This is a genomic window from Lysinibacillus sp. K60 (assembly GCF_019731275.1).
Taxonomy (GTDB): Bacteria; Bacillota; Bacilli; order Bacillales_A; family Planococcaceae; genus Lysinibacillus; species Lysinibacillus capsici.
In genome coordinates this window covers 214,634-238,912 of the sequence record NZ_JAASJR010000005.1, presented here as the reverse complement: position 1 = coordinate 238,912, position 24,279 = coordinate 214,634, and the positions used below count along the sequence as shown (strand labels likewise).

19 protein-coding genes and 1 riboswitch are annotated in these 24,279 nt (G+C 36.6%); of the genes, 1 reads left to right on the top strand and 18 read right to left on the bottom strand.

Annotated elements, in window-relative coordinates; translation table 11 throughout:
• Positions 1 to 2: 2 nt before the first annotated feature.
• From sufC to HCH28_RS12980, 3 genes are all read right to left on the bottom strand, one after another.
• Entirely contained in the window at positions 3 to 782 is a 780-nt protein-coding gene (gene sufC / locus HCH28_RS12990; protein ID WP_004228249.1) for a Fe-S cluster assembly ATPase SufC, read from the bottom strand.
• 477 nt (positions 783 to 1,259) lie between these two features.
• On the bottom strand, positions 1,260 to 2,024 hold the full coding sequence (locus HCH28_RS12985) for a response regulator (protein ID WP_221681266.1): 765 nt from the start codon (positions 2,022 to 2,024) through the stop codon (positions 1,260 to 1,262).
• The gene (locus HCH28_RS12980) at positions 1,996 to 4,941 is read right to left on the bottom strand and encodes a histidine kinase (protein ID WP_221681265.1); all 2,946 of its coding nucleotides are present in this window, start codon (positions 4,939 to 4,941) and stop codon (positions 1,996 to 1,998) included. The genes HCH28_RS12985 and HCH28_RS12980 overlap by 29 nt, the downstream gene beginning before the upstream one ends.
• A gap of 155 nt (positions 4,942 to 5,096) precedes the next feature.
• On the opposite strand from HCH28_RS12980, the gene gltC reads away from it, so the two are divergent.
• Positions 5,097 to 5,999 (top strand): glutamate biosynthesis transcriptional regulator GltC, encoded by a 903-nt coding sequence (gene gltC, locus HCH28_RS12975; RefSeq protein WP_004228242.1) that lies wholly within the window; start codon positions 5,097 to 5,099, stop codon positions 5,997 to 5,999.
• A gap of 36 nt (positions 6,000 to 6,035) precedes the next feature.
• Here the strand turns inward: gltC and HCH28_RS12970 are convergent, their stop codons facing one another.
• The 15 genes from HCH28_RS12970 to HCH28_RS12900 all read right to left on the bottom strand — a co-directional run bounded on the left by HCH28_RS12970 (position 6,036) and on the right by HCH28_RS12900 (position 24,024).
• Positions 6,036 to 7,082, bottom strand: coding sequence for a glycosyl hydrolase family 18 protein (locus HCH28_RS12970; protein ID WP_221681264.1), 1,047 nt, complete (start codon positions 7,080 to 7,082; stop codon positions 6,036 to 6,038).
• A 22-nt stretch (positions 7,083 to 7,104) separates the two neighbouring features.
• The gene (locus tag HCH28_RS12965; RefSeq protein ID WP_221681263.1) at positions 7,105 to 8,856 is read right to left on the bottom strand and encodes a polysaccharide deacetylase family protein; all 1,752 of its coding nucleotides are present in this window, start codon (positions 8,854 to 8,856) and stop codon (positions 7,105 to 7,107) included.
• Positions 8,853 to 10,721, bottom strand: a complete 1,869-nt coding sequence (locus HCH28_RS12960; protein ID WP_221681262.1) for a glycosyltransferase family 2 protein — start codon at positions 10,719 to 10,721, stop codon at positions 8,853 to 8,855. The genes HCH28_RS12965 and HCH28_RS12960 overlap by 4 nt, the downstream gene beginning before the upstream one ends.
• On the bottom strand, positions 10,721 to 12,151 hold the full coding sequence (locus HCH28_RS12955; protein WP_255601310.1) for a polysaccharide deacetylase family protein: 1,431 nt from the start codon (positions 12,149 to 12,151) through the stop codon (positions 10,721 to 10,723). Before HCH28_RS12955 ends, HCH28_RS12960 begins: the two co-directional genes overlap by 1 nt.
• Before the next feature lie 16 nt (positions 12,152 to 12,167).
• Positions 12,168 to 13,493, bottom strand: a complete 1,326-nt coding sequence (locus tag HCH28_RS12950) for a nucleotide sugar dehydrogenase (protein WP_221681261.1) — start codon at positions 13,491 to 13,493, stop codon at positions 12,168 to 12,170.
• 398 nt (positions 13,494 to 13,891) lie between these two features.
• Positions 13,892 to 14,743, bottom strand: coding sequence for a MetQ/NlpA family ABC transporter substrate-binding protein (locus HCH28_RS12945; RefSeq protein WP_004228236.1), 852 nt, complete (start codon positions 14,741 to 14,743; stop codon positions 13,892 to 13,894).
• A gap of 68 nt (positions 14,744 to 14,811) precedes the next feature.
• Positions 14,812 to 15,480: a methionine ABC transporter permease gene (locus HCH28_RS12940; protein ID WP_004228234.1), complete on the bottom strand. Its 669-nt coding sequence runs from the start codon at positions 15,478 to 15,480 to the stop codon at positions 14,812 to 14,814.
• Positions 15,470 to 16,498, bottom strand: coding sequence for a methionine ABC transporter ATP-binding protein (locus HCH28_RS12935; protein WP_004228232.1), 1,029 nt, complete (start codon positions 16,496 to 16,498; stop codon positions 15,470 to 15,472). The genes HCH28_RS12940 and HCH28_RS12935 overlap by 11 nt, the downstream gene beginning before the upstream one ends.
• 82 nt (positions 16,499 to 16,580) lie before the next feature.
• Positions 16,581 to 16,684: riboswitch (SAM riboswitch) on the bottom strand.
• A 56-nt stretch (positions 16,685 to 16,740) separates the two neighbouring features.
• Entirely contained in the window at positions 16,741 to 17,052 is a 312-nt protein-coding gene (locus tag HCH28_RS12930) for a thioredoxin family protein (RefSeq protein ID WP_221681260.1), read from the bottom strand.
• A gap of 14 nt (positions 17,053 to 17,066) precedes the next feature.
• Entirely contained in the window at positions 17,067 to 17,408 is a 342-nt protein-coding gene (locus tag HCH28_RS12925) for a toprim domain-containing protein (RefSeq protein WP_004228229.1), read from the bottom strand.
• 91 nt (positions 17,409 to 17,499) lie between these two features.
• Positions 17,500 to 17,880, bottom strand: a complete 381-nt coding sequence (gene gcvH / locus HCH28_RS12920) for a glycine cleavage system protein GcvH (RefSeq protein WP_004228227.1) — start codon at positions 17,878 to 17,880, stop codon at positions 17,500 to 17,502.
• An 81-nt stretch (positions 17,881 to 17,961) separates the two neighbouring features.
• Positions 17,962 to 18,318 carry an arsenate reductase family protein gene (locus tag HCH28_RS12915; protein WP_004228225.1) on the bottom strand — a complete coding sequence of 119 codons (357 nt, stop codon included), beginning with the start codon at positions 18,316 to 18,318 and terminating at the stop codon, positions 17,962 to 17,964.
• Positions 18,319 to 18,506: 188 nt separating this feature from the next.
• Positions 18,507 to 20,291, bottom strand: a complete 1,785-nt coding sequence (locus HCH28_RS12910; RefSeq protein WP_221681259.1) for an acyl-CoA dehydrogenase family protein — start codon at positions 20,289 to 20,291, stop codon at positions 18,507 to 18,509.
• A 126-nt stretch (positions 20,292 to 20,417) separates the two neighbouring features.
• Entirely contained in the window at positions 20,418 to 21,590 is a 1,173-nt protein-coding gene (locus tag HCH28_RS12905; RefSeq protein ID WP_221681258.1) for an acetyl-CoA C-acetyltransferase, read from the bottom strand.
• A 49-nt stretch (positions 21,591 to 21,639) separates the two neighbouring features.
• Positions 21,640 to 24,024: a 3-hydroxyacyl-CoA dehydrogenase/enoyl-CoA hydratase family protein gene (locus tag HCH28_RS12900; RefSeq protein WP_221681257.1), complete on the bottom strand. Its 2,385-nt coding sequence runs from the start codon at positions 24,022 to 24,024 to the stop codon at positions 21,640 to 21,642.
• Positions 24,025 to 24,279: the final 255 nt, after the last annotated feature.

Genomic DNA, 24,279 nt, shown 5'->3' with positions numbered 1-24,279 from the left:
TCTTATGCTTCTTGTTCTTCTGTTTCTTCTTCGATTCCTAATTCTTTTTTAATCCAGTCATAACCTTCTGCTTCTAAGCGTTGTGCAAGCTCTGCACCACCTGATTTCACAACACGTCCTTGCATCATTACGTGTACATGGTCTGGTGTAATGTAGTTAAGAAGACGTTGATAGTGTGTAATCATTAAGCAGCCAAAGCCTTCACCGCGCATTGCGTTGATTCCTTTAGATACTACTTTAAGAGCATCAATATCAAGACCCGAGTCAATTTCGTCTAAAATAGCGATCGTTGGTTTAATCATCATTAATTGAAGAATTTCATTACGTTTTTTCTCACCGCCAGAGAAACCTTCATTTAAATAACGTTGTGCCATATCTTCGTTCATTTCAAGGAATTCCATGTTTTTATCTAATTCGCGGATAAATTTCATTAATGAAATTTCATCGCCTTCTTCACGACGCGCGTTAATTGCTGAACGTAGGAAATCAGCATTTGTAACACCAGCAATTTCAGAAGGATACTGCATAGCTAGGAATAAACCAGCTTGAGCACGCTCGTCTACTTCCATCTCAAGCACATCTTCGCCATCAAGCTCAACAGTACCTGAAGTTACTTCATATTTTGGATGACCCATAATAGCAGAAGCTAGTGTTGATTTACCAGTTCCGTTTGGTCCCATAATTGCGTGAATTTCGTTTGTATTAATTGTTAGATTTACGCCTTTTAAAATCTCTTTTCCGTCGATAGCAACGTGAAGATCTTTAATAACTAAAGTTGACATGAAAATACCTCCATAGTGTTCAGTGAATGGGTCAACCATTCCTTAATTATCATCATTCTAATCTTAACTGAAAATCGTTCTCTATGCAAACCATTTCAATTACTTTCCTATTCCTTAAATAAAATCTTTAAAAATAAAGACTTTGTAAGCATTTTCAGATTATTACTACTTCACCTAAACAATGAGAATAGACTTTCTTCATTTTCAATAAAATATCCCTAATTGAGAATTGATTTCATCTAGCTACATAGTGAAAACCTCGAGAAAAGTGCTAATTGTAGCGGTTTTGTGACAAATTAGCATAAACAACATATCTATACTATAACCTATTTCATTAAGATGGAATCAATTTAAGTTCATATTGGAAGAAAGAAATTTTGCTATAAAAATTAATGGATTGTATCCTCAAAAAAGTAAATTTAGGTAAATGAAAAGACAGAAACGTAGATTGTATCCAACATTTCTGCCATTTCTCCATTAATTTAGATGATATGCCCATAAATATCCTTTTGATTCCAGTAAAAAAGCATCTGACTCTGAGGTAGAAGTGATAACAATTGCATCATTTGTCTTCAGCTCATAGCCCTCATTCACGCGTTCTATTTGAATAGGTAAACCTAGCTCTATAAAAAGCTGACGTAGACGGTAAATCGTATTATAAAGATTAGCTAACGCTTTTTTCTCATCTATATTAGGCCAAATATCATCTAAAATACGATACTTCGATACTACGATGCCTTCATGGACTAATAAATAATAAAATAGCTCCTCCATAACCTTTGTTCGCCATTTAATAGCTTTGTCATGTATCCTTGTTCCAACCTCACCTTTTAAACTAACTACCAACTTCGTAGTGTTTCGCTGTGTTTGACGCCCATAATATTTTGTAAGTCTTTCATTTACTTGTAGTACAATACTTGGTGTCATGGGCTTTAATACATAATCTAATGCTTGTACTCGAAAAGCATCAACAGCATATTTTGCATAGGCTGTTGAAAAAATAATAGGGACATCAATGCCTTCTTCTACTAAAATAGCCGCAAGCTCTAATCCATTCATCTTAGGCATTTCTATATCTAAAATTAGCGCATCATATTCACCCTTAATGGACAAAATTTGAGTTATTGCTTCTAAAGGTGATGTAAAGGTGGCAATAACTTGAAAAAGTCCCTCTTTTTCAAGTAATAGCTTGTGCAAATCTAAAATTGGCTGTTCATCCTCTACCATAATAATTTTCCACATGTTGAAGCTCCTTTAAAGGTTGTATAAATATCATTGTTGTACCTTCATCTTTTTTAGAAGTAATAGAAAGAGTAGCACTCGGCATTTCTTTTACTCGACGTAGAACATTAGTAAATCCGATGCCATTTGAAAATATATTTTCTCCATTGTTTAAAGCTTTTACCTGTTCCTCAGTCATACCAACGCCATCATCTCTCACTTGAATGCTAAGATTATTTTGCTGCCTTTTAATTTCAATAAAGACTGTCCCATTTCCATCCTTTTCAAAAATCCCATGACGAATTGCATTTTCAACCAAAGGCTGTATCAGTAAACTTGGAATTTCTACCTTGGCAGCATCTAATGTCTCTTCTACTGTCAAAATAACCGTTAACTTATCACCAAAGCGTGCTTGTTCAATCTCTACATAGGCATGTATAATTTCAAGCTCTTTCTCTAACGTTGCGCGTTGTCCATCCTTACCTGATTCTAATATATAACGTAAATAGGTAGAAAGCATCGTTAATAAATGCCCTGCTCGCTCCCCGTCTGTATAACAAAACGAAATAATACTGCTGAGTGCATTGTATAAAAAATGAGGATTGATTTGTGCCTGTAGAAAAGCCATTTCATGCTGTATCGCTTTGCCCATAGCCTCTTTCGTTAATGCTATAGCCGATAAACGCGAAAGTAACATTTCTTTTGTAGCTGGCTTACGGATATAATCATTGGCCCCTGATTCCAGGATAAGTGAAATATTCGTTGGATATTCATTGGCTACTAACATAATAATCGGTAAATCTATATAGCTATAATACTGACGTATATATTTGGTTAGGGCAATGCCCCCCATTCCAGGCATCACTTCATCTATTAATAAAAAATCAGGTCTTTTTTGCTGAATAATGCTGAGTGCCTCCTCAGGACAATGCACTACCTCTATCGCATATTGGCCTTGTAGTAATGTTTGTAAAACCTCTGCATGAATGACATCATCCTCAACTATGAGTAATCTTGGCAAATTTTCATTGAACAGTGGCTGATCATTCGTAATGATAAACTTCTCATTGTCTTTTAGCACTTGCTCGTAGCCCCCAAATGGCAAGGTGATGATAAATCGAATGCCATTTTGTAATAAATCTATCGAATATGTACCACCCATCTGCTCAATGATGGCTTTCCCTATCGACTGTCCTGTCTCATCTGCTGCTTTTTGCTGTATAGGCTCAGGGCCAGCTCCTTCTACCAAGAGCCTTACGTCTGTATCAAGATGTAAAACAGTTAGGATCACATCCCCATTCCCAGCGTGAGCAATAGCTGTTTCAAGTACCCTGTATAAGATTTGTCCTACACGCTGCTCATCAGCTTGAACTAATAATTTCGGATTCATGTGCTTGTATAAACGAATATGCGTTTTTTTTATTTTCTTTTCGTGCATAGTTAGTACATGCTGAATAATCATTTGCATATTAACTGGATGTACATCTATTTTGAAATCCTGAAATCTTATTCTAGTAAAATCTTTTAAGTCATTTACTAGATATAATAAGCGTTCTAATTGTTGTTCTAGTAGTTGTTGCTTATCCGTCATAGATTGATTGGATAAGGATTTTATTATATTTAATGCATGATAAAGAGGTTGTTCTAATTCATTTGTTGTCACTTCTAAAAAGGAATCCTTACCGATTGTCGCCTTTTCTAGACGTTGACTATATAATTCAGCGTCTCTTGTTCGATTAATTAGTCGCATTGCCAAATAAATATTCATACATACTACAAAGAATAGCAGACCAATACGATTAAAAACATTTCGTCCAGAGAAAAAAAGCTGATCAAAGGTTCCACTTATGCTAAAAATTAATAGAGATATAATTGTGGCACTTAATATTATCAGTTCATTTTTCGGAACATGAGCACTTTTCGTCATGATCAAATACAATAATCGTCCTATTATAAAAAATGCTAGGAAATTTATATAGGTAAAAAATATATATTGTAGCTCTGATAAGGATCTTGCTGGTAAAAGCAGTGTTCCAACACCATATAATAGTAGTGGTGACACAAATAATAAAGCTGTCCTACGCTTCATCATAGCTGTTACCGTATAGGCAAAGAACAGGAATAGCATCACTGCATTTATATACGTTATAAAATCTTGCAAACGAAAATAAAATTCAAATTCTATAGTAGGAAACTCTCTATAAAGAGTTCGTTCGCCTCTTGTACATACCAAAATTGCCAACGTAAAAAAATACATTGCACTATAAAAAAACGCTTTGTCTCTTATTCTTAATAAATACAAACTAAAATGAAAGATTGAAAATATTAATAACATGATAATCGTTGTTTTTTCTAAGTACACATCTTGAATGACATCTTTTGCTAGAGCATCCGCATCTCCAATATCTATAGGAAATATAATGCCATGCCTTGCATTATAAAAATCTGCAACTTGTATTGTTAGGATCACCGAATCTGAAGAAGGTGAAAAATACACTTCATAAACAGGATTACTTGGTTCTGATGCTTCTCGAGCAGTAGCAAGTTTACCATAGGAGGCAGCGATCTCATTATTTATAAAAAGTCGATGAGATGACCAAATATTTCGTACCCGAATACCTATTTTTTTGAAATGAGGTGGTAGCTTAATTTTAAGTTGATAAGTACCATACTCTGCATCGGCCTGCCATGGTCCAGGAACCTTTTCAATGGGAGCATGATCAGGAAAATTAGCAGGTTCAAGAAATTTATTGCCTATAAAACGCCATTCTCCAGACAATGCTACAATCTCTTCCTCTTTTGTTATTTCCGATAAATCTAATTGACCATCCACTGCCTGTAACTTAGTATTGCTTGTATCTTGATCGTTAAAAATTAAATAAGTTAGCATCGTGATGGCTACTAAAATAAATAACCAACTTAAACTTTTTTTTATCATGAATCCCACCTCCTCCTCATCTTACAATAGCAAACTCTCAAATATCTAACAGCTTATAATTTTTATTTTGACATGAACAGTCATTTTTCATCTTAAATAATATATAATTAAGGTATAATCAATCTTATTTTTAGATTAATAGAGGTGAAATGTTAGTGGAGTTACGTCAATTACGCTATTTTGTAGAGGTTGCTGAACGTGAGCATATTTCAGAGGCAGCTGAGCATCTTCATGTAGCCCAATCTGCCATTAGTCGGCAAATCGCAAATCTTGAAGATGAGTTAGGCACCCCGTTATTTGAACGAGTGGGACGAAATGTCAAATTAACACCAATAGGGAAGACATTTCTTGAACATACCATTACGGCATTAAAGGCCATCGATTTTGCAGCAAAGCAAATAGAAGAATATCTTGATCCTGCAAAGGGCTCAATTAAAATCGGCTTTCCAACAAGTTTAGCTAGCTATGTTCTGCCAACCGTTATTTCTGCCTTTAAACGCGAATATCCTGATTTACAATTTCAACTACGTCAAGGGTCTTATCGATTTTTGATTGATGCAGTCAAAAATCGGGAGTTGAACCTCGCCTTTTTGGGACCCCTGCCCCCGAAGGACGAATCCATCCAATCAACCATTCTGTTTACTGAAAATATTGCTGCTCTTTTACCAGCCAATCATCCATTAGCTAAAAGAGAAAGCATACAGCTTGCAGAGTTGAGAAATGATCTATTTGTATTATTTCCAGATGGTTACATTTTGCATAAGGTAGCAATGGATGCTTGTCGAGCTGCAGGCTTTTTACCAAATGTCATTTCAGAGGGAGAAGATTTGGATGCACTAAAGGGCTTAGTCGCAGCTGGCATAGGTGTTAGTCTATTACCAGAGAGCTCTCTTTATGATTCAGCAGCTCGCTTTACCATTAAGGTCCCTATCGAATCTCCAACAATACCTAGAACAGTTGGTATTATTTCACCAGTTAATCGAGAAATCGCACCTTCAGAAGCTATATTTTTAGACTTTGTGAAAAACTTCTTTTCTCGTCTTTCTCAATTCCAATAAAAAATCGCCTTTTTGGCGATTTTTTTTGACTTCACATTATTTAGTTGAATGCTCACCAATCCATTGTAATGTTTTTGCGCCTAAGCCTCCTGCACGCCATAACACCACGTCATGATAGTTTCTCCTCTGTACATAGTTCACCCATTTTTCAAGCGTTACTTGATCAGCATACCAAACTTCATGGCTGATTCCGCTATCATCTATATACGTAAAATAAACCGCACCACTTGCCTTATCACGTCTCTTTTCTGCTTTCGTATCAGCTAATATTTGCTCAGCCTCCAGTTCCGTTAAAGCAAACGTTTTATCTTCTGCTACCCATTCAAAACCACCTGTAGCAAAGGCAATGGCTAAATCTTGATTTGACTTCTTGATTTTTTTCACTAAATCATTAAGAAAAGAAAAAGTGGCTTTTGCACCTGGTCCACTATGATAGCCATGAACATTATAGGCCATTACAGTATAGATAGGTCCATCAGGTAATTTCACATCAAATGGAAAGCTTGGCTCTAGGACGACATGTAATGTCTTATTCTTTTTGGAAAGCGCTTGGTACAGCTCTTTTAAAAAGAGGGTATATTTTTTTAGGTCTTCTTGTGCTACCTTTTCATAATCAATTTCAATCCCAGCCAATTGGTACTGTTCTACTACCTCTAAAATATTGCTGATATGCCTTTTTCTAGCAGCAGAATCATAGACCAGTCTGTGCAAAAGCTTACTATCCTTTTGAACTGATGGAGCGTTATCTGTAACATAATCATTAATAAGCGTTAGGATTACATGATGTGATTTAGTAAATTGCTGCTGTGTTTGTTGCAACATATCAATTGCATTTTCTGTTAAAAGCAATTCATCATTACTATTAAAATAAGCACCGAAAACCCTTATATCGTGTAGTCCTTTTTGAGAATTTTTCAAATCCTCCATAGCAAAATAATTTTGCCATTCAGGTAACCAGATAGACAAACGAAGCTTCTCTTTATTTTTTTCATCAATTTTTGCTACAGCTGATGGTTCTTTACTAGGACTACAAGCCGTAATAAATAGGAGCGCTATACAGATAAACAATACAAAATTCTTCACTTGAATTAAATTTCACCTCAGTTTAGAAGGTTTCAATAAAGAAATCCACTACATCGTTTATCATAGCTATAGTTTTTTTCTTTACCTTCTCAAAATTCGTATATTGGTTTGTATAAATGATTTGCTTTTTACTATCTGTAATCAAAATATCCTCTACGAATGTATCGTAAATATCATCTGCATACTGTTCATGTGAAGTATCCTTTTTACTGTATAACGCACCAAACCCAATCTGTGACCCTTGTAATGCTGGATTTATTTGAACGGTCTCGGATAATACATTATCTACATTTATTTCTATTTTATCCTGATTGACGTTAATGTGAAATACTCTTTTTTTCGCTAGGTTTCTTGGGTACTCTTTGTCGTCAATGCGAGAACCCTTTTGAGTATCACGATAGGTGTAAACGGTCGCTTTGTTAAATGCATATTCCTCTTCATTCCATTTTATTTTATTTAACTGAAAGCGCTCCTTCTCAACAATACCTGCCTCTGGTAATTTTTCACTTACTACAATCTCATTATCTACTAATGCAATTCGTAAATAGCTGTTTGTTTTTTCATCGTAATTGGTGTAGAAAGCTTGCTGACCTACAACATTTCCTTTAAAAGTAAAGTGTGCTTGAAAGCTTTCGGCTAAAGCATCCTTTAAGAGAATTCTGCCTTCACTAGATGGAGGAGAGGTTAAGGTAATTTCATTATTTTCAAATTCAGCTGCTCCATTTACCACATGCCAATTTTGTGCTATTTGAGGATCGCCTATCTTAAATTCAATGTTTTGTTTACTAGTTTGAAAAATTTTCATCATGACATGATTGGTTGACCAATACGGTGATACTTGTAAGCGATTTAAGTTATAAAGATCTGCCTCTCGATCATTATAGGCACTCCTCTCTAAATTAAAATGCAGGCGAAACTTGTCTTTAATTTCCTTGTCATTCATTTTTTGGACTAACAGGTCCATATTGTTATAAAGGGAATTAGCATGCATAATCGCATAAGCTTTTGGCACTTCGCCAAACTCTTGTTGATAAATATCCTCCATCAACGTGTAATCCTTCTTAATGCGTTCTTCCATCTCTTGTCGTGTTTCACTTGGAATCATATATGGATTCCGAATAAAGTCCATTAAATAATGGTTGTAGTATTCTATCGTTGTTTTATTAGGTACATCATTTTCATCGATAACACCAAGTGATTGTCCTTTATCGTTAAAAACATTAATATAGGTTAATCTATACCCATTAGATCCTAATTCCCAATATCCGCTTCTTTTCATCAACTTTAAATCTTTAGGCTTTAAGAATTTACTATCCCTCGTAGCCATTTTATTGGCATACGTAAACATTGTCGCCTTATAATTTAATTTTTCTATAATATTTTGAGCAAAAATACTAGAATCTGTGCGACCATCCTCAAATGATAAATACAATGCTTTTTTAGGCAATGGTTTGTCTTTTTTATAGAAATCTAATATATCCTTTTGTGTAATTGTTTGAAAACCTTGCTTTTTCAATAATGTTAATTGTTCTTCCAAATTCTTTTTTGATACATATTTAGGAGAATCATTTCTACTTACCCCGAAATAAGAAAGGGCTATAAACCCGTCTTTATTGTTTAATGGCACTGCTTCAGCAGTTCGCTTCTCTGTCAAAAATATAGCTTTTATTAATATCACAGCTAAGAAAAACACAATGATGAATTGTACGATCGAACGAATGATTTTCCAACGATTTTTTTTAGCTGGCTGAAGTTCTATGCTTTTTCCTTTCATTCCTTCTCACCCATTTTTCTTTTTTTAAATAACTGAAATAGGGATCTTCGTAATTTCTGTTTCTCCATTTTCTTTTCTTTCTCTAAAACGTCTTGAGGTGTTTCTCTTGTTCCCCATGTAGATTTCCAAAAAGTAACCCATGCTACTGGCATCTGCCAGAGCAAAATAAATTCATAGTATAGAACAAAGATAAAACCAAACCCCCACAGTGTGCTCTTTCTAAAGAATAAATGTGCCAAGCTCATTAACATAGCCATTAATAGTAAGCCTAGTAGAAACGTTGTTGGAAAAATGCCATAGATCAATGGTACATAAATTAAGTTATATACAACAATAATCGGGGCAGCGATTGGCACAATTAAACCAATGATAAAGAAAAGAAACATAAAAGGTTCTTTTTTCCACATAAATAAAAATGCACGTAATGATTCTCGAAGCCAAGAACGTTTCCATCTCATTTGTTGTGATAAAAAAACTTTCGTATCAGAAGGAACAATCGTAGAACAAATTGCATTATCCTGATAGCCTGTTCGATGTGTTTTTAAGATATAATTGGTCATACTGCGGTCATCCCCAAATGTAGCTGGCTGACCAAGAAACTTTTGATTGAGCCAGGCTGTTTCATTTTTTAAAATAAGCTCTTTCCGATAGCAGGCTAATGGCCCCGATAAACAAGTAACCGTATCAAACCATGATTCAGCTGCTTTCATAATTCGAAAAGCTATATAATAACGGACTGCTTGTAATTTTGTAAGCGAGTTGGTAAATTTATTTTCAACCTCCGTTCGACCAGCCACACCGCCCATTTTAGGATCTTGGAAAGGCTGAACTAAATTGCGGATGGCATGTGGCTCTAAAAAACTATCTGAATCCACAAACACAACTAATTCATGTTTTGCTTGATGAACCCCTGCAACTAAGGCTTCACGTTTTCCTCCGTTCTGTGGGAGCTTAAAAAACTTTAAGCGATCATTCGTCCTAAAACGTTCACCCTCACCATGTATAAGGTTAATCATATCCTTTGCCTTTTCTTCTGTGCGATCTGTTGAACAATCATCAACAACGATTACTTCTAACTTATCCACTGGATAATACTGATTGATACAACTTGATACCGTGCGATGAATCCATTCCTCTTCGTTAAACACAGGGATAATAATGGATACACCTGGTTCAAACTTCGGATTAATTGGTACATTTTTATAGAGAATACCAAACATATATCTACTTAACAGAAACGTTGCGGCAATAATACTATAAAGATATAAAAATTTATTAAATCTGAAATAAATCAAACTTTCTGCTCTCATTAATATGACACAAAGGGACACAATCAAGAAAAACAAACTAGCTACAAAAATAGAAACGCCCCAACGGTTTTTTATCATATATTCATTTAATGGATGCAAAAATTCACAAGCAATGTAATAACGGATTTGTTCATCTACTTCTTTCGTAAAATAACGTACAACCCGAGCCTTTAACTTGACTTTGGACTCATAGCCCTCTGGCATTGCCCCTCCTGGTATTGTGAATCCCATTGTTAGTATTTCATCGATTAATAACTGTTGGGGCTGATGGGAGTAAACAAGGATACCCGTTACTGAAATATCCTCTGCATAATATTTATTTGAACTCACTGGACGTCTAGGTCTTTTAAGCTGAACTTCAAAATTTGTTTCATAGCGTAAACTCATTCGTTGGAGACGATAAACTTCGTTCACATCTGTAGGATCAATCTCCTCTTTCTGGTAGGATGCTCCACGTCGATCCACTAGGTTTCGTACATTTTCAGGATCGGGAATATTTGATAGAATTCGGCGGTCAGAGCGTGGTGTCGTTAAAATCTCTTTTTTCGTTGTCATCACTCATTCACATCCCTACTTATATCTTCCTCAATCCAAGTCGACATTTTACTAAAGCTATAGCCATCTTGTTGTAGTTTTTCAATAATTAGTGGTAATGCTTCTACTGTATTCGTTCCATCTAAAATATGCATGACAATGACTTTCCCTGGTGCAGCCCTTTCGATTACTCGTTCATAAATGTCCTGTGCTTTAAAATCTAAATTCCAATCAAAAGAAGCAATATCGTACATTGCAATGGTTTTTATCCCCGCAGCAGTAATAATTTTGGCTGTTCGCTCATCCATTATGCCTTGCGCTGGTCTGAAATATAAAAGCGGTGGCTCTTGTAACGCATAGGTCAGCGCTCGATGAGCCTTCACTAAATCATCCTGCAATTCTTCAGGTGTCATTTTCGTAACATCTAAATGATAATAGGAGTGACTTGCTACCTCATGACCTTCCTCTACAATCATTTTTGCTAACTGTGGATTTTTCTCGACTCCACTACCAATTAAGAAAAATGTACTTTTGATATTATATTTTCGTAAAACGTCCAGTACTTCTTTTACGCGCTTTTCATGAGCCCAATCATCAAAAGTAATAGCTATTTCTTTTTTGGAGGTCTCTTTTCGATAATATATATTTGGCTTGGCATGCTCATAGTTTAAATTGGGGCTAACAGCGTCATACCCTTTTATTTCTTCTACAGACTTTGTTAAATATCGTTCGTCTAACACATCGCTTAACGTAGTAATCGTGTACTCACGTTCTTTAGCTAATTGCGCTATTAAGGGAATGGTATCAATAATGGCAGGATTAATGTATGTGTTGAGATGGATGATAGAGCCCCTATCAATATATTGGCTGATATAGTCAATCAGCTCTTGAGCACTTTGCATTTTTCTATCAAGTGGATTAATAGATAATCCAATAACAGCCTTCATATCTAGTGTGGCTGCTACTAAACGCATATTGTCGGTTACATCACCTGAGCGACTTCGCACATATTTCGGTGTATAGCCTAAATGCTCTTCAAAAATTTGATTAGTTAAAAAAATTTCTTCATACGTCTGGTCATAATCTAACGTCGCTACATTTGGAAACGTCAATGTACCGTTTTGTACCTCATGACCCCTCTTTAAGATATCCTTCACAAGCTCTGGCTCTTGAGCAACACGCATGCCCTCCAAGAAAAAAGTCGCTTTCATATTCGATTCATCTAATTTTCTTAGTAATTGCTCCATTGTTTCGTTATCTGCAAAGCCATTAAATGTTAAGGCAACTTTCGATACGACAATATTGGCATGACTAATTAAATCACTCATTGACCCATCAGATTTTTTGATTTTAATAGATGAATCAACAGGATGATTCGTTTCTTCGGTAGCGGAGTGACATCCCGTTAGAATCAATAAAATAAGCAGACTACAGATTTTAAGTAGTTTCATTTCCAATGAATTCCCCTTATAACTTGTGATAATTTTTATTTTCGAACGCAAAATTGGTATTACGTGTATCAAAAATTAAGGAAGCCTGTTGATCAATTAAAGAGTAATCAATATTTGCATGATTCGTTAAAATTAATACGGCATCTGCCTGTCTGATTATTTCTGCCGTTAATGGAACTGTGTTTAAAAGGGATTGTTGTACAGAGAATGTTTGAATAAACGGATCGATAATCTTTAGTTCACACTGACTATCTAATAGCTGTTGGATAACACGAAGTGCTGGAGATTCACGTGGATCATTTATATTAGGTTTATAGGTAACACCAATGACAACGATACTGGCCTTACATAGTTCTTTATTTAGTTTACGTAAGTAAATTTCTAATCTATTCACAACAAAGTTCGGCATTGATTCATTGACTTTATCTGCAGCCTCAATCAATGTTGCAGAGATGCCATGCTGTTGCCCAGCCCATAATAAATATTTAGGATCTACGGGGATACAATGTCCCCCAACTCCAGGTCCGGGTTTAAACGGCATAAAACCATATGGCTTTGTAGTAGCTGCTTGAATAACCTCCCAAACATCAATATCCATTTTATAACAAATTTGACTTAACTCATTGACAAGGGCAATATTGATTTGCCGAAATGTATTTTCCAGTAATTTCTCCATTTCAGCTACTCTCGGACTCGTCACAGTATATATAGTGGTATGAATGACTGTTTCATAAAAAACCTTTGATACTTCTAGACATGCTGCTGTTATACCCCCAACCACTTTCGGCGTATTCGAAACGGAAAACCTATTATTGCCTGGATCTATACGTTCTGGTGAATAAGCTAAAAACAAATCATTACCTATAACAAAACCATTTTTTTGAAAAATGGGCTGAACAATATCTTCTGTTGTCCCAGGGTAAGTTGTACTTTCAAGAATAACGAGTGCACCAGACTTAATATTTCTTGCAATGCTATACGTTGCCTCTTCTATAAATGAAATATTAGGCGTTCCATCTATTGTTGTAGGTGTTGGTACACAAATTACTACTACGTCAACATGCGAAAGTTTAGCAAAATCATTAGTGACTTCAAATTGTTTATTTTTAATGATTTGCCGTATATTTTCTTTAGATAAATCAGCTATATAACTATCACCTGCCTGTAACAGTCTGATTTTATCTTGATTTTTATCAAAACCTATAACACGAAAACCACTTTGCGCAATCTCAACAGCAAATGGTAACCCCACATAACCAAGTCCAATAACCCCAATAGTCGCAGTTTTAGATTTAATTTTCTTTGATAGCACTGAGCTTAATGATTGCGTTTTTATTTTCATAAAAATTTACTCCTCTATCTAAACAATATTCAACTTCTAACAGATTTAACGTTAAAGAATTTAGCTTTAAACAAACTCCTTTCACTGCTAATTACCACTGCATGATTTTTCAGTGAAAAACGATTAATCAAAAACATTCAACAATTTGTTAACGTTTATATAGTACTAATTGAAACTAAACAATTTCTAAACATTTCGAAAAACGTTATAAAATACCTATTTCCATCAAATCCTGACAATAATAGTGCAATAAACTACATTATATTTATCAATAATTTCAAAACTTCTATTTCAGGCTAAATAATTAATAAATGCAAAAAATCCTTTAAGTATGACAAATACTTAAGGGATTTATAAAAAAGGTATATGAGTTATATGACTCACATACCTTTCGAATATTATTTAACTGGTACTACTGCTCCTTTCCACTCTTCTAAAATGAAGTCTTGGATTTCTTTAGATGTTAATACTTCTAATAATTTTTTAATTTCAGGTTTTGTTTCATCACCTGCACGTACAGCGATGATGTTAACATATGGAGATTCTTTATCTTCAAGAGAAATAGCATCTTCAATTGGGTTTAAACCGTTATCGATGGCAAAGTTAGAATTGATAAGTACTGCATCGCCTTCATCATTTTCGTACATTTGTACAAGCATCTCTGGTGCAGTATTTGCATCGAATTTAAAGTTTTTAGGATTTTCTTCAATATCCTTTAATTCTGCTGCTGTTTTATCAATGCCTTCTTTTAATTTGATTAAGCCTTTAGCCTCTAATAATGACAGCATACGACCATGGTCAGATACTGAGTTAGAAAGTAAGATTGTTGCGCCTTCAGGCAGGTCTTCTAACGTTTTATATTTTTTTGAGTAAATACCAATTGGTTCAATGTGAACGCCACCTGCATTGACGAAATCATAGCCATTGTCTTTAATTTGTAGCTCTAAATAAGGAATGTGCTGGAAATAGTTGGCATCAATATCTTTTGACTCTAAATTTTGGTTTGGTAGAACATAATCTGTATACGTTTCAATTTCAAGGTCTATGCCTTCTTTAGCTAAGATCGGTTTTGCTTTGTCTAAAATGACTGCGTGTGGTGTATTAGAAGCACCTACTTTTAATGTTACGTTTTCTTTGCTATCTGTTTGATCACCTGATGCTGATTTTTCATCTTCTTTTTTATCTGTACCGCAAGCTGCTAATGCTAGTACAAGTATTGATAAAAATAATCCTGCTAATAACTTTTTCATTTATGACACTCCCTTTTATTTGTTTAAAATATGTTAGCGGTAAGAACCGAAATAACCTCTTTTACTTGCTAGCGTTTATCAATTTTCTCGGTAATTAAATCACCAATCCATTGAATAATAAATACGACTACTAAGATCAAAATAGTTGCCATTAATGTCACATCTTGGCGATTTCGCTGGAAGCCGTCTAAGAAAGCTAAGTTACCAAGACCCCCTGCACCAATAATTCCTGCCATCGCAGTATAACCTACAAGAGCAACAGCCGTTACAGTGATACCAGAAATCAAGGCTGGCAATGATTCAGGAACCAATACTTTCCAAATAATTGTAGAAGTTTTCGCCCCCATTGAACGAGCTGCTTCAATCACACCTTTATCAATTTCACGTAACGCAATTAATACCATACGAGCATAAAACGGTGCTGCACCGATAATTAATGCAGGTAACGCCGCATTAGCTCCTCGAATTGTACCTAGTAAAAACTTCGTAAATGGAATTAATAAAATAATTAATACGATAAATGGAATGGAACGGAAAATATTTACGAGTGATCCTGTTAAAAAGTTAACGATTTTATTTGCCCATAACTGATTGGGACTAGTTAAAAATAGAACAATACCAATGACTAACCCAAGAATAAATGTCACAACCGTTGATATAGCTGTCATGTATAATGTTTCATACGTAGCTTGCCACATATTTTCCCAGTCTACATTCGGAAAGAGATTAGTTAGCATTTTCAATCACCTCCGTCTGTACTTCCACTGTATTTAAATAACGAAGGGCTTCAGTGACGTTTGTCTGAGAGCCATCAATTTGCACAATCAATGTACCATATGCACCATTTTTTGTTTGCGAAATATTTCCGTGAACAATACTTACTTCTACATCAAATTGTTTCACAAGATGTGAGATGACAGGCTGTTCTGTTTTTTCACCAACAAAAATAAGTTTGACAAGTTGTCCAGTTGGATAGTTTGTTTTAATTTGTGCTACCGTATCTTGTGTTTCCTTAGTGTCTGTAATTTGAGATACAAACTTCTTAGTAATAGCTGCCTGTGGGGCTTGGAAGACTTGCAATACCTCACCACGTTCCACAATTTCGCCTGCCTCCATCACCGCTACACGATGACAAATTTTGCGAATGACATGCATTTCGTGGGTAATCAGGACGATTGTTAAGCCTAAGCGTTCATTTATATCTACGAGTAAATCAAGAATAGCATCCGTTGTTTCAGGATCGAGTGCGGAAGTCGCCTCATCACATAGTAAAACCTCTGGATTATTCGCTAATGCACGTGCAATTCCTACACGCTGCTTTTGTCCACCAGAAAGCTGGGATGGATAGGCCTTATCGCGCCCTTCTAAGCCTACAAGGGCAATCAATTCCTTCACACGTGCTTCACGTTGAGCCTTTGGGAAGCCTGCGATTTCTAAAGGGAATGCAATATTTTCGGCAACTGTTCTCGACCAAAGTAAATTGAAATGCTGGAAAATCATACTTACCTTTTGTCTAGCCGCTCTAAGCTTTTGCCCTTTTATCGATGAAAATTCTTGATTGTTCACCGTTACTGTTCCTGCTGTCGGTTTCTCTAAACCGTTTAATAAACGAATCATGGTACTTTTACCAGCACCACTATAGCCGATAATGCCAAAAATTTCACCTTTATTAATAGTAAGGTTGACGTCTTTGACTGCCGTTAATTCGCCATTTGCTGTTTTGTATTTCTTTGTAATATTTTGAAGCTGGATCATAGCGAATACTCCTTTTCTCATATAGAAAACCCCTTCACTCACAGACAAGTAGAAGGGGTCACGTATGATACGTTAAACCGTTCTCTCATCTTTCAAAGAAAAATCTTTGAGTGATTTGGCACCTTTTCACATTGTGATGGTTGCCGGGCTTCATAGGGCACTTCCCTCCGCCACTCTTCATAAGAGTTCGATATATTTAATGTTTTAGTAATATATTTGATACTTTACCACGCTAGTAAAGTTCAGTCAATTGATTTTTTTAACAATTCATATAAAAATGGTACGGATTGAAAGGCATAAATTTTTTCTGTCACTTTTCCGCCATCACTGATGAGTAGACAGGGAACACTTTCAATTTGATGCTCATAGGCAATGTGTTCCAAAAAGTTGATATTTGCTTTACCAATTTGTAGCTGTGGCAGTAATTGTTCAATAACGGACATCATTTTAGATGCCACTGCACATGTTCCACACATCGGAGTATATAAATAAAATGCAGTTTTCTCTCCCGACTGTTTAGCCGTTTCCCACTGCTCTGTTGACCATTCTTCCATTTACTCACGCAACCTTACAAAATATATTCATTATGGATTGAAAAATGTGCACGCAGTAAAATCATCGCTAGGACTTTTCTTGGTGTCGTTTCTACTTCCTTGTATGTTGGCATTGTGCGCAGATGCTCAGCTTCTGGATAATGTCTGTCCATTAATGCACGTAGCTTATCCCCAGAAGTATCTGCATCAAAAAAAGTAAATAGCTCACAGCCCTCATAGGGATCCAGTAGTTCTTCTAGTTGATGCACACCAATTGTACCATTCGTACATAGTATTGTAACATTCTCATTCAAAATAGGCTCAATTTGTAGCTTATCTGAACGCCCTTCTACTATCAAGCATTTTCCCTCGAACATTACGCCACCTCCATTTAGAGATCCCCACTTATAAGTCATTATATAACAAAAAACGCCGGTAGTTGCCGACGTTTTTCGATTATGGCTTGTCTTATTCAGCGATCATTTCTTCGTATTGCTCTGCTGTCATTAGTTTCTCAACTTCTGATGCATCAGCAGGCTCAACAACGATCATCCATGCTTTTTCATATGGTGATTCATTAACGAATTCTGGGCTATCTTCTAAATCTGCATTTACTTCCACTACAGTACCTGAGATTGGTGCATATAATTCAGAAACAGTTTTTACTGATTCTACGCTACCGAATGGATCATCTGTTTTGATTTCGTCGCCAACTTGTGGAAGCTCAACGAATACGATATCTCCTAATTCAGATTGTGCGAAGTGAGTAATACCAATACGTACTTTTCCATCTTCTACTTTTACCCATTCATGTTCTTCAGAGTATCGTAAGTCTTTAGGTGTGCTCATGCAAAAAACCCCTCCATAAATATGTAATATATTCACTTTCAGTGTGCCATACTTCTCCTCTAAATACAAGGTTTAATACGGTTATTTCCAAGCTTGCTCAAAATCTACTTCTTTAAAACCTAAAGTAACTTTTTTTCCATCTGTGACGATGGGACGTTTAATTAACATACCATCTGAAGCTAATAACTCAAGCTGCTCATCCTCCGTCATTTCGGCTAACTTGTCCTTTAAGCCAAGCTCACGATATTTCATACCTGAGGTATTAAAAAATTTCTTCAAAGGCTGTCCGCTAGCCTGCCAAATAGCTGTTAATTCTTCTTTAGTGGGAGGTTGCTCTGCGATATGTACCTCTTCATAGGAAACCTCATGCTCATTTAACCACTTCTGTGCCTTTTTACATGTTGTACATTTCGGATAATGGAAAAATTGAATCGTCATTACAATGCTCCTCTTCTGTCTTTTTCTGTAGTATACCATCATAGTTGTTTTCAATGGTGAACTTCACTCTTTTTTGTAAGTTTATCCACTAGTTTTGCATTTTTATCCGTCCTCTTACGATATTAGTCATTTTTCTTATATAAAAAAACCTAGCTATCTTTTGCAGATAGCTAGGTTAGGTGTGCGCTTTAAACAATATATTTTTCAGCATCAATTAATTTAACTGAAGCCTCACGCTTCTTCACAATTAGATTGTATGGATTATTACGCGTTAGCTTACGCAGTGCAGATAATGTCATACGGGCTGCATCGCCATCTGCTGAAGCAAGAATTGTGTCTTTTGCTTCCTTTTCGATTTCTGCGAATGCTTCCTGGCAGAAAATTTGTGTGTATAGCAATTTTTGATGTGCTTTTTCAACACCGTCACAAGCAATTGCCTTTTCTGTACGTAAGACAGCTGATTCCATTGCAAATAATTGGTTAGCTATATTCGCAATGTTTACCAATACTTCTTGCTCTTGATCAAGCTTTGCACCAAAGCGTTGGGCTGCTAAGCCTGCAGCTAAGACAGCAATTTTCTTGGCATTTTTCACTAAATATTTTTCTTGTGCTAACGGCTCTGTACCGATTTCCTCTGGCATTAGCATAAGCAGCTCTTGCTGTAAATTTTGAGCCACTTGTAATAATGGCAGCTCACCTTTTAGCGCCTTTTTCATAAATGTACCAGGTACAATCATGCGGTTAATTTCGTTTGTTCCTTCAAAAATTCGATTAATACGAGAATCACGGTAAATACGCTCTACCTCATACTCAGCCATAAAGCCATAACCGCCATGAAGTTGGACAGCTTCGTCAGCAATATAGTCTAATGTTTCTGAACCGAATACTTTGGCAATAGAACATTCAATCGCATATTCGGCGATCGCACCTGCAATTACTTTTCCTTGCTTTTGCTCTTCCAGGCTTAACTGGCTTAAGCGATCCTCAAATAGTCCAACAGTACGATAGTTTAATGATTCAGAAGCATACAATTGAGAAGCCATTGTTGATAATTTTTCTTTTGTCAGATTGAAATCAGAAAGCTTTGTCTTAAACTGCTGACGTTGGTTTGTATACTGAATAGCTAACTCCAATGCACGTTTCGATCCGCCAATTGTGCCCACGCCTAGTTTATAACGACCAATGTTTAAAATATTGAACGCAATGATATGCCCACGCCCAATTTCGCCTAATAGATTTTCTACAGGTACTTCCGCATCTTCCAATACTAATGTACGAGTTGATGATGATTTAATCCCCATTTTCTTTTCTTCAGGACCAACTGAAACACCATTGTAGGCACGTTCTACGATAAAGGCAGAGAATTTATCGCCATCAATTTTTGCGTAGACCACAAATACATCAGCAAAGCCTGCATTCGTAATCCATTGTTTTTCACCATTTAAAATATAATGTGTGCCAGCTTCATTTAATTTTGCAGTCGTTTTTGCACCTAGAGCATCTGAACCTGAACCTGGCTCTGTTAATGCATAGGCAGCGATTAATTCACCTGAAGCAAGCTTAGGTAAATATTTTTTCTTTTGATCTTCATTACCGAATAGAACAATTGGTAATGACCCAATTCCAACATGAGCACCATGTGTGATAGAGAAACCACCTGCAACAGACATTTTTTCAGCGATTAAAGCGGAAGAAACTTTGTCTAATCCAAGCCCTTCGTATTCTTCAGGCACATCTGCTCCAAGTAAGCCTAATTCGCCTGCACTTTTTAGGAGACGCACTGAATGTTCAAATTCATGGTGCTCTAAATTTTCCATTACTGGTAAAACTTCATTTGTAACGTATTCCTCTGTTGTTTTAGCAATCATTTTATGTTCGTCAGTGAAATCTTCCGGTGTAAATACACGATCTAATTCCACATCTTCAATAAGAAATCCGCCGCCTTTAATGAAATCAGTTGTTTTTTCAGTCATGATTAATTCCTCCCAATATATCTTTTTGTTAGTTGATTCCCCTAATGATCATATATAGAAAAGCTTGACGTATACAATGTTCGGAGGCAACCGTAAACTGTACACCTCAAGCTGATCTAGCAAAAATTATAGAACTTCAAATACGCCAGCAGCACCCATGCCGCCACCAATACACATTGTCACTACGCCATATTTCTTCCCTTGACGCTTCAATTCATGAATTAGCTTTAATGTTAAAATAGCTCCCGTTGCGCCTAGTGGGTGACCTAATGCAATCGCTCCACCATTGACATTGACTTTCTCTTGGTCGATGCCTAAATGACGTACCACTTGTAATGACTGTGAAGCAAACGCTTCATTGATTTCCCATAAATCAATATCCTCGATGGATAAACCTGCAATTTCCAACGCTTTTGGCACTGCCACGATAGGCCCGATCCCCATTACTTCAGGAGGTACACCGCCAACTGCAAAGCCTAGGAATTTTGCCATTGGTGTCAGTCCTTGCTTGTCAGCTTCTTCACGATCCATTACTAGTACAGCTGCTGCACCATCAGAAGTTTGAGAGGCATTCCCCGCCGTTACACTGCCTTTTACGTGGAAAGCTGGACGCAATTTTGCCAAACCTTCAACTGATGTACCTGGACGTACACCTTCATCCATACTAAATGTGAATTTTTTCACCTGTGGTTTATTGTTATCGTCTACGTAATGCTGTTCCACTTCGATTGGTACAATTTCATCATTGAATTTACCTTCTTTAATTGCCTTTTCAGCAAGCTCGTGCGAGCGAACAGCAAAAGCATCTTGGTCTTCACGACTAACATTATATTGACGAGCTACTTCCTCAGCTGTATGCCCCATGCCCATATAATATTGTGGAGCCGTTTCTGCTAAAGTCGGATTTAAACGTGGTGTATTCCCTACCATCGGCACCATACTCATGGATTCTACACCACCAGCAAGAATTGCCTTTGAGTGTCCTAACATAATTCGCTCTGCTGCATAGGCAATTGCCTGTAAACCTGATGAGCAAAATCTGTTAATTGTCAGAGCAGGCGTTGTATCTGGTAATCCAGCAAGTGCCCCAATACTACGTGCTACATTCATTCCTTGCTCTGCTTCAGGCATTGCACAGCCTAAAATTAAATCATCAATTGGCCCTTCATAGCCTGCTCTTTTCAATGTTTCCTTGACTACAACAGCACCAAAATCATCTGGTCTTACTGTTGCTAAAGAACCTTTTTTTGCTTTTCCAATTGGAGTTCGTGCTCCTGCTACAATAACGGCTTCACGCATCGTATTAATCCCCCTTTGTTTCATGTGCAAGATTGATCTATTTCGTCAATTAGTTACGAAGTGGTTTACCTTTTAACAGCATGTGTTGCATTCTTTGCTGTGATAGCGGATCAGCAACAAGACTAAGGAATGCCTCACGCTCTAAGTTCAATAAATATTGCTCATCGACTAATGTGCCGTACGGAACCTTTCCACCTGCAATAACATAAGCTAATTTTTTAGCAATTTTTAAATCATGTTCGCTAATAAAGCCTGACTCAAACATCCCTTGCGCACCGATGAGTAATGTACCATAGCCTGATGCACCGACCACTGGCACTTTAGTTGGTACAGGTGGTTGATAGCCCGCTTCGTAAAGTGCTAATGCCGCCTGCTTCGCATCATACAATTGATGATCTGGATTAACTGAAATACCATCCGCAAAGTTTAGGAAATTATTTTCACGTGCTTCCTCACCAGATGTTGAAACCTTCGCCATCGCAATTGTTTCAAATACTTTATTAGCAATATGTTGATAGTCTACCTCTACGCCGTTTGGTAAGCCCTTGAGGAATTTTTGATAGAGCGCTTTATTTCCGCCACCACCTGGGATTAATCCAACCCCTACTTCCACTAAGCCCATATATGTTTCCATTGTTGCTTGAATATGTGCAGCTGGTAAGCAAACCTCTGCTCCCCCGCCTAATGTCATGGCAAACGGTGCTGCTACAACAGGCTTACGTGAATATTTAATTTTCTGCATAGCATCTTGGAATGCCTTAATGACGAAATCTAGCTCAAATATATTATCATCCTGTGCTTCTACTAAAATCATTCCTAGATTAGCCCCAACACAGAAGTTTTTCCCCTGATTACCAATGACTAAGCCTTTATAGTTAGCCTCTACTTCATCTACCGCAAAGTTAATCATTTGGATAATATCCAAACCGATTGCATTGGATTGCGAATGGAACTCAAGTAATGCAATTCCATCCCCTAAATCTATTAAACTAGCACCTGTGTTTGATTTAATCACACCATGCTTTTTCTTATAACGTTTTAAATTAATCTCTTTTTCATTGACTGGCACTTTCACATATTGTGAACCATTATAGTAAGCTAAATCTCCGTCTAATTCTGTATAGAATGTCTCCACGCCATTTGCTAACATCTCTTTGACAAATACAGGTACCTCTCGGCCCTCAGCCTCCATTTTCGCCACAGAATCTTTTACGCCTATAGCATCCCAAATCTCAAATGGCCCTTGTTGCCAACCGAAGCCCCATTTCATCGCGTTATCAATGGCTACGATATCATCTGCAATCTCCCCATGTAGCTGTGCAGAATAAAGGAGCGTTGGTGCAAAAATCCCCCATAATAGCTCGCCTGTACGATCCTTTGCATAGGTTAACGCCTTCACTTTATTGGCCAATCCACGAGTTTGTTTTGCCATTTCAATAGAAGGTGTTTTTAATTTTTTGGCTGGACTATACGTTAAGGTTGCTGGATCAATCTCATGTATCTCTTTTCCTTGTTTTAAGAAGAAACCTTGACCCGATTTTGCACCTAACCAACCGTTCGTGACCATTTTTTGTAAAAATTCAGGTACTGCAAATACTTGCTGCTCCTCACCTGTTGTTTGATCGTAAACATTTTTCGCTACATGAATGAATGTATCTAAACCAACTACATCTAGCGTACGGAAAGTTGCAGACTTTGGACGGCCGATAAGCGGACCTGTTACAGAGTCTACCTCACCAACAGAGTAACCACCTTTTAACATTTCCTGTAAAGTGATAAGTAAACCATATGTTCCAATGCGGTTGGCAATAAAGTTTGGTGTATCTTTTGCAAGTACAACACCTTTACCAAGCACATCTTCCCCAAACGTTTTCATGAAGCTAACTACTTCAGGAGCAGTTGTATTGGCAGGAATCACTTCTAATAATTTTAAATAGCGAGGTGGGTTGAAAAAGTGTGTGCCAAGAAAATGCTTTTGAAAATCATCTGAACGTCCCTCTGCCATCGCATTAATGCTAATACCAGATGTGTTTGAACTAATGATTGTTCCTGGTGAACGAACTGCATCAATTTTTTCGTACAGACTTTGTTTAATTGATAAGTTTTCTACAACAACTTCAATAATCCAATCTACATCTTTTAGTTTCCCTAAATCATCCTCGAAGTTGCCAACTGATAGTAGTGATAAATTTTTCTTAGAAGTAAGTGGTGCTGGCTTTTGCTTTAATAACTTTTGCAAAGCTCCGTTTACAATACGATTTCTAACAGCTGGATGCTCTAAAGAAAGGCCCTTTACTTCTTCCTCTTGCGTTAGTTCCTTTGGTGCAATATCCAATAGTAATGTTGGTATACCGATATTTGCTAAATGTGCTGCAATTCCAGAGCCCATCACCCCAGAACCTAGAACAGCTGCTTTTTTAATGTTGTAAGTCACAAGCAATTCCCCCTTATTCTCCCATTGAATGAATAGCCATTCATTTTTTGGCCAAAAAAATATCAAGTGTACCTTAGTAAATTTTTTGTCCTTTTGTTGAATGAGATTCCCTCCATTCAACCAAGCACGACTAAGGTTTATCTTCGTTCCAAAACGACACTTCTCAATGAATGAAGATAAAACTACTTTTCTGTTTTTAGTGTAGATTATTTTGTCTAATTTAGCAATCTTTTTTCAACAATTATTTTTGCAGTA

What these genes read in the sequence shown, in the direction of transcription:
- HCH28_RS12965 (WP_221681263.1), bottom strand. Translation starts at nt 8,856, where the DNA reads ATGAAAGGAAAAAGCATAGAACTTCAGCCAGCTAAAAAAAATCGTTGG.
- HCH28_RS12980 (WP_221681265.1), bottom strand. Translation starts at nt 4,941, where the DNA reads ATGATAAAAAAAAGTTTAAGTTGGTTATTTATTTTAGTAGCCATCACG.
- sufC (WP_004228249.1), bottom strand. Translation starts at nt 782, where the DNA reads ATGTCAACTTTAGTTATTAAAGATCTTCACGTTGCTATCGACGGAAAA.
- HCH28_RS12950 (WP_221681261.1), bottom strand. Translation starts at nt 13,493, where the DNA reads ATGAAAATAAAAACGCAATCATTAAGCTCAGTGCTATCAAAGAAAATT.
- gcvH (WP_004228227.1), bottom strand. Translation starts at nt 17,880, where the DNA reads ATGAGCACACCTAAAGACTTACGATACTCTGAAGAACATGAATGGGTA.
- HCH28_RS12915 (WP_004228225.1), bottom strand. Translation starts at nt 18,318, where the DNA reads ATGACGATTCAATTTTTCCATTATCCGAAATGTACAACATGTAAAAAG.
- HCH28_RS12910 (WP_221681259.1), bottom strand. Translation starts at nt 20,291, where the DNA reads ATGACTGAAAAAACAACTGATTTCATTAAAGGCGGCGGATTTCTTATT.
- HCH28_RS12985 (WP_221681266.1), bottom strand. Translation starts at nt 2,024, where the DNA reads ATGTGGAAAATTATTATGGTAGAGGATGAACAGCCAATTTTAGATTTG.
- HCH28_RS12940 (WP_004228234.1), bottom strand. Translation starts at nt 15,480, where the DNA reads ATGCTAACTAATCTCTTTCCGAATGTAGACTGGGAAAATATGTGGCAA.
- HCH28_RS12945 (WP_004228236.1), bottom strand. Translation starts at nt 14,743, where the DNA reads ATGAAAAAGTTATTAGCAGGATTATTTTTATCAATACTTGTACTAGCA.
- HCH28_RS12925 (WP_004228229.1), bottom strand. Translation starts at nt 17,408, where the DNA reads ATGTTCGAGGGAAAATGCTTGATAGTAGAAGGGCGTTCAGATAAGCTA.
- HCH28_RS12960 (WP_221681262.1), bottom strand. Translation starts at nt 10,721, where the DNA reads ATGACAACGAAAAAAGAGATTTTAACGACACCACGCTCTGACCGCCGA.
- HCH28_RS12935 (WP_004228232.1), bottom strand. Translation starts at nt 16,498, where the DNA reads ATGATCCAGCTTCAAAATATTACAAAGAAATACAAAACAGCAAATGGC.
- HCH28_RS12930 (WP_221681260.1), bottom strand. Translation starts at nt 17,052, where the DNA reads ATGGAAGAATGGTCAACAGAGCAGTGGGAAACGGCTAAACAGTCGGGA.
- HCH28_RS12955 (WP_255601310.1), bottom strand. Translation starts at nt 12,151, where the DNA reads ATGAAACTACTTAAAATCTGTAGTCTGCTTATTTTATTGATTCTAACG.
- HCH28_RS12905 (WP_221681258.1), bottom strand. Translation starts at nt 21,590, where the DNA reads ATGCGTGAAGCCGTTATTGTAGCAGGAGCACGAACTCCAATTGGAAAA.